Origin of the sequence: Paraburkholderia sp. JHI2823 (genome assembly GCF_038900695.1) — a bacterium.
GTDB lineage: Bacteria > Pseudomonadota > Gammaproteobacteria > Burkholderiales > Burkholderiaceae > Paraburkholderia > Paraburkholderia mimosarum.
In genome coordinates this window covers 1-6,112 of the sequence record NZ_JAYMRY010000090.1, presented here as the reverse complement: position 1 = coordinate 6,112, position 6,112 = coordinate 1, and the positions used below count along the sequence as shown (strand labels likewise).

Below are 6,112 nucleotides of genomic sequence, written 5' to 3'. Positions count from 1 at the left end.
CAGGTTCGTCAAGCTGACATTGCCCCGCTGTCGTGGCAGGCAATGCTCGATCCGTTGATATTGGGCTTCGGTGATTTCCATCACCGAAGTATACGATCAAACACAATTAGTGTGAACACGCCCTAGGTGAACGCCCTTCCCGCTCGACTTCTGTCGTTGCGCTCAAGGACACCCGAGTCACTTGAATGTCGCTTCCATCTTGAAAGCTGCCGTCGAAGTGGAAAACATTCAAGCGGCAGAAGTGGGTTGATAGCGACCACTGCTTCCACTGCGAGACGGCACACTGGATCTCCCTTCAACTGAAAGGAGATCATCATGGAAACGCTGAATGCTCGCGCAGCCAATCGTGTGCCATGGAACAAGGGCAAGCTCACCGGCCAGAAGCCGCCCTTGAAGCTTCCGGAAATCTTGGCGATTCGCACCCGGCTCCAAATGTCTTCGAACATTCGCGAGCTGGCTATGTTCAATCTCGCGATTGATAGCAGGCTTCAGGCATGCGATCTGACGCGGCTGCAGGTGGGTTGGACATCGACAATCAGCGCTGGATCGTCGAGCGGTGCGGGTTTCGGCAGTGTCAATCGACGGGGTATCGAGCGCCCATTGATGCGGTGGTACAGACGCCGAATCATCAAAACGCCTAGAAAAGGCGGACTTGCCTTGACCGGGTAATCGGGTGATCGCCGGCACCGATTCACAGCCGCCCCTAATCCGTTCTCAGACGGGCCATGTACGGAGGTTCGCCTTCCGTTCCGCAGGGACATTTGAGCGTCGCTTCCATCCTCGGCTACGACTTTCGCGTTCCGGGTCAGCCTCACGTCCGATTTAGCTCTGATACCCGCCGTTGCCTGCAGTGCGCGACGGAAGACCGCTTTGGGTCGATGGACTAAACCGCTCGCGCGGTAGGGGGCTGCGGCCCCACTCTGGCGGCGAATGGGAGGCCAGTGGCGCCGGTGCTTATGTTGGTGGTTGAGGCAATCCGCCTCGTCCTCCAGCAGGAGCCCCATCATGACCTCCTCCGATCCGGGCATCAGCCCGCTGCGCCGCCGTATGCTTGAGGACTTGCGCATGCGCAAGTTCGCACCCAAGACCCAAGCCGCCTATCTGCGTGCCGTACGTCAGTTCGCCAGGTTTCTCGGGCATTCACCCGATACCGCCACCGTCGAGAACCTCCGGGACTACCAGCTGCATCTCGTCGATCACGGCGTGTCACCGGTGTCGCTCAACGCCGCAATCAGCGGTCTGAAGTTCTTCTTCGAAGTCACGCTCGGCAAACCTGAGCTGATGGCGCGGATGAAGCCGGTACGCGTGCCCCGCACGCTGCCGGTCGTGCTCAGCCCCGAGGAGGTGCGGCGACTCATCGCGGCAGCCACAAACCTCAAGCATCAGACTGCGCTGTCGGTCGCCTATGGCGCCGGACTGCGTGCGAGCGAAGTGGTCGCGCTCAGGGTCAGCGACATCGACAGCCAGCGCATGACCCTGCGCATCGAGCAGGGCAAGGGCCGCCGCGACCGCTACGCGATGCTTTCGCCGGTCCTGCTCGAACGTCTGCGCGTCTGGTGGCGCGTGGCCCATGCACAGGGCTGCATGCTCGATGGCGGGTGGCTGTTCCCTGGCATGGATCCCGTCGATCCCCTCACGCCCAGGCAACTGAACCGTGCGATTCAGTCCGCCGCCGAAGCCGCACAGATCGACAAGCATGTGTCCATGCACACGCTGCGCCACTCGTTTGCCACGCATCTGCTGGAACAGAAGGAGGATATCCGCGTGATCCAGGTACTGCTCGGACACAGGAAGATCGAGACGACCACGCTCTATACCCAGGTTGCCACTGACCTCCTGCGCAAGGTGATCAGTCCGCTGGACCGCCTGCCCGCCGGCTAGCCCGGCAGCACGCGGAGCACCCCGTGCCGGAGGTCGCAGAGATCTTCCGCAACCACGGGCCAGCGTGGCGAGCCACGACACACCTGAGCCTGGGGCAGCTGAAGGTCATGTCGGCCATCGAACGGTGCCGCACGGCGGCACTGGGCGGACATGTGCTGCGCTGTTCTGGCTGCACAAGGACGGAAGTGTCCTTCAACTCGTGCCGGGACCGCCATTGCCCGAAGTGCCAGGCCAGTGCTGCACACCGCTGGCTCGAGGCGCGCCAGGCCGATCTGCTACCCGTCGAATACTTCCACGTCGTCTTCACGCTGCCTGCGCCCGTCAGTGCGATTGCCTGGTACAACAAACGGATCATCTACGGCCTGCTGCTCGACATCGCCGCCGACACGCTGCGCACGATCGCCGCTGATCCCAGACACCTCGGCGCCCAGATCGGGGCCACGCTCGTACTGCACACCTGGGGCTCGGCGCTCACGCATCATCCGCACGTGCACGGCATCGTCCCCGGCGGCGGACTCTCGCCCGATGGCGAGCGCTGGATTGCGTGCCGACCCGGCTTCTTCCTGCCGGTGCGCGTGCTCTCACGCCTGTTCCGCCGGCGCTTCCTCCAGGCACTCGAAGCGGCCCACCAGCATGGCCAGCTGCAGTTCTTCGGCGAGTACACCGGCCTCGCTGATCCCGCCACCTTTGCCCGGTGGCTTGCGCCGCTACGGACCTGCGAATGGGTGGTCTACGCCAAGCGCCCGTTCGCTGGACCAACGGCAGTGCTCGAGTACCTCTCACGCTACACCCACCGCGTTGCCATCTCCAACCAGCGCCTCGTCGCCTTCGATGAGCGCGGCGTGACGTTCCGCTGGAAGGACTACCGCGCGAAGGGACGCACCCGCTACAAGACCATGACCCTCGAAACCGGCGAATTCATGCGCCGCTTCCTGCTCCATGTGCTGCCTGGCGGCTTCCATCGCATCCGTCACTACGGACTGCTCGCCAACCCGGTGCGCCGCGCCAGGCTCGCGAAGGTGCGCGATCTGCTGCATGTTGCACCCGAAATCAGCCCATTACCGGACGACACCGTCATCGCAACCCGGCCCGTCTTCATCTGCCGGCACTGCGGCGCACCGATGATCGTCATCGACATCCTCGCGCGCACCGCCCCGATCCGGGCACCACCGATGCGGCGGGGGCAGACATGAGCATCGCGGTTCTTCGATCCGCCTGTCGAACGTCGGCTCTGCGGCAACGCGGCCCACGAGCGGACGTTTGCGCGTGTCGCTTCCCGAAGCGCCTCCCAAGCCCGCGTCATCATCGCGATCGCACCTCAGCACCGCTTCGTCATCGCGTCAGTGCCCATCCGGCATCCCGCCTGAACGCGCCGCATCCGGCACCCCTGAGCATCCTGGCCTATCAATCGCCATAGCCGCGAAGACTTCAAGCGCTTCGGGGCACTCCGCGGTTTCCTCCATCGAGGGTTATTCGACGCCTGCCGACACGCGCGGAGGCACCGTCACATTCCTGTGGCCGATGGCAGGCGTCGAATAACCCTTAACGGGTGCGGGCCGCGAACGTGAAGCGGCTGCTGTGATGTCATGCAAGGCGGGAAAGCAAGATAGACCCCTGTTCGCATCTCACGCCTCTATGCGCCCGGCTCGCATAGACGGCACGCGCGCTACTGGCGATTCGCCACAACTGACATAATCCGATCAACGGTGCCGAATGAATTCGCGGCTTCGGCGGAGTTGCCGCAGACGTCACCGGCAATAGCAATGCACGGAGGAAAAATGTCGAAACGCGTGTTGTTTGCGGTTTTGCTGATGACGCTTAGCGTGATCGGGTATTGTGCGCAGCCCATGATCGGGCTTACGATCGGCGGCAAAACCCAGTCGTTTAGCCAAGGGGCGTTGCTGGCGCGTCCGGATGCTACCGAAATTCGCGTTCCGCGAGATGTCGCCTACGGTACGTCGACGACGTACCGCGCAGTTCCGCTGGCCAATCTGCTGGACGGTGCGGCGTTTCCTGCGGACAGCGTACTGGAGGCACGTGCGACCGACGGCTTCGCCGCGCAACTGCCGATGGACCTCGTGCGCAACCGTGATCCCGCGACGGCCGTCGCATGGCTCGCGGTCGAGGACCCGGCGCAGCCGTGGCCGAACCTGCCGGGCAAGCCTGTTAGCGCTGGACCGTTCTACCTAGTCTGGGTCGGCAGGGAGGCGGCATCCGTGCGCAGCGAGCAATGGCCTTACCAGATCGCGCAACTTACTACGCAACCATCGCCATCTGTACGTTGGCCGGTGCTCGCCATCGATCCGGCGCTCCCGGCAACCGATCCGGTCCGCGCGGGCCAAAGCCTGTTCATCACCCAGTGTCTCGCCTGTCACCGGCTCAACCACGCGGGCAGCGCGAACACCGGTCCCGACCTCAATGTGCCGATGAACCCAGTCGAGTACTTCCAGCCCGCCGCATTGCACCGCTACATTCGCAATCCGGCATCGGTTCGAGACTGGCCCGGTCGGACCATGCCCGCTTTCCCGCGGGACCAACTAAGCGATCGCGAGATCGATTTGATCGTCGCTTATCTCGCGTACATGGTGCATCGGAAGGTTGGACAGTAAGGCATGCGAGTTACGATTTGAAGGCTGCGTAATAGTCTTTCACCGGCCATGCAAACTGGAATTCTCGCCGTCAGGCGGCTGCCGTGGCGTTCGTCGGCCAGGAGCGGCCACCTACGGACCGACAGTTCGCCTCCGGTTACTCCCACCCCGTCTCACGACGACGCAGTTACCTTCAGCTACGGAGCTGTGGCCAACTCCGGCAGGGACTTGCACCCTGCAAATGGCACGCCATCACGGGCGTACACGAAACCGCTCGCGCGGTAGGGAGCTCCGGTCCGACGCTGGAGGTCAGGGAGGCGCCGGTCACGCGGTTTTATGTTGGCGAATGAGGCAATCCGCCTCGTTCATCAACAGGAGCCGCATCATGACCTCCTCTCAAGCGACCGTCAGCCCGTTGCGCCAGCGCATGATCGACGACATGCGCATGCGCCAGCTTTCCCCCAAGACGCAAGCCAACTATCTGCGCATCGTGCGCGAGTTCGCCCGATACCTCGGGCGCTCGCCTGATACCGCCACCGTCGAGGATCTGCGAACCTACCAGCTGCATCTGGTTGATCATGGCACGTCGCCGGTGTCACTGAACGCCGCGATCACCGGGTTGAAGTTCTTCTTCGAGATCACGCTCCACGAGCCCGAACTGATGGCCCGCATGCAGCCCGTGCGCGTGCCCCGTACGCTGCCGGTCGTGCTCAGCCCCGATGAAGTACGGCGGCTCATCGCCGCCACAGGCAATCTGAAGCACCAGACGGCCCTCTCGGTAATGCTCTCACCGGTGCTGCTCGAACATGTCGGCCATCGAACAGTGCCGCAGCGCGGCGCAAGGATGCCGGACCATCAATCGCCATAGTTCACCCGAACTTTAACTTCCGAATGCCCCGGACCACTCCGCGGTTTCCTCCCTCGAGGCTTATTCGACGCCTGCCCACCCGCACCGCGGCAGACTCACAGCCACGTGAATGAGGGCAGACGTCCAATAACCTATATGAACGTCCCCCAGATTGCACCGGTTTTTTGCGTTCGTTCTGACTGACAGGAGGGTTGCAGCTCTATATTCGGCCTTTTTTGCAGCCTGACCGGCCGCTGGCCCCTACGAATTCCGCTGACTCGCTCCTCATTCTTAACGCGAGCTCGAAGCTCTTGGTTATTCCCAGGTTTCGCGAGTCCCGGTCCGACCTGTGTCGTCATCACTTACGTTTGCCAGCGCAACTTTGACGTTTCACTTGCTCATAAAATTGACTCCCCCACATGATGTGGCAAGGTCTAGCAGTCAAGCAGGCTTGACGCTGATATGCGCACGTTCATACGGGCGATCATGCGCCAGCATCGCCCAGATTGTTCGCGCCATCTTGTTCGCCGGCGCGACCGCCACGACATTCGAGGGGCGGCGAAGGCTGATTTGCCGGAGCCAATTACTTGGGTCCTTCGTGTGATGCAGCACACTGCGCGCCCCGTGGATCAACAACGTGCGCAAATATGTATCACCTCGCTTACTAATTGTCGAGTAGCGCCCAGGAATCTCACCCGCACGCTCTCACAGATCCGGACGTGAATCTCTCGATTCATCCGGCTCCTATCGTTCAACCGACACCCCCAACGACCAATGTGGAAACAGGGCGGGCTGG

Annotated in this window: 3 protein-coding genes and 3 pseudogenes; 5 read left to right on the top strand and 1 reads right to left on the bottom strand. The window is 62.4% G+C overall.

The genetic code is table 11. From position 1 onward, the window contains the following. Nucleotides 1–315: 315 nt before the first annotated feature. The 5 genes and pseudogenes from VSR34_RS37135 to VSR34_RS37115 form a co-directional block, all read left to right on the top strand. Nucleotides 316–519 (top strand): annotated as a pseudogene (locus VSR34_RS37135) (integrase); the annotation flags it as partial. A 486-nt stretch (nucleotides 520–1,005) separates the two neighbouring features. Continuing rightward, nucleotides 1,006–1,881, top strand: coding sequence for a site-specific integrase (locus tag VSR34_RS37130; RefSeq protein WP_342965093.1), 876 nt, complete (start codon nucleotides 1,006–1,008; stop codon nucleotides 1,879–1,881). A 23-nt stretch (nucleotides 1,882–1,904) separates the two neighbouring features. After that, on the top strand, nucleotides 1,905–3,074 hold the full coding sequence (locus tag VSR34_RS37125) for an IS91 family transposase (RefSeq protein ID WP_342965092.1): 1,170 nt from the start codon (nucleotides 1,905–1,907) through the stop codon (nucleotides 3,072–3,074). 585 nt (nucleotides 3,075–3,659) lie between these two features. Next, complete coding sequence (locus tag VSR34_RS37120; protein ID WP_342965091.1) at nucleotides 3,660–4,490, top strand: cytochrome c; 831 nt, start codon at nucleotides 3,660–3,662, stop codon at nucleotides 4,488–4,490. Nucleotides 4,491–4,854: 364 nt separating this feature from the next. Next, nucleotides 4,855–5,250: pseudogene (locus VSR34_RS37115) on the top strand (site-specific integrase); the annotation flags it as partial. A gap of 507 nt (nucleotides 5,251–5,757) precedes the next feature. Here the strand turns inward: VSR34_RS37115 and VSR34_RS37110 are convergent. Beyond that, nucleotides 5,758–5,985: pseudogene (locus VSR34_RS37110) on the bottom strand (IS110 family transposase); the annotation flags it as partial. Between the last annotated feature and the right edge of the window lie 127 nt (nucleotides 5,986–6,112).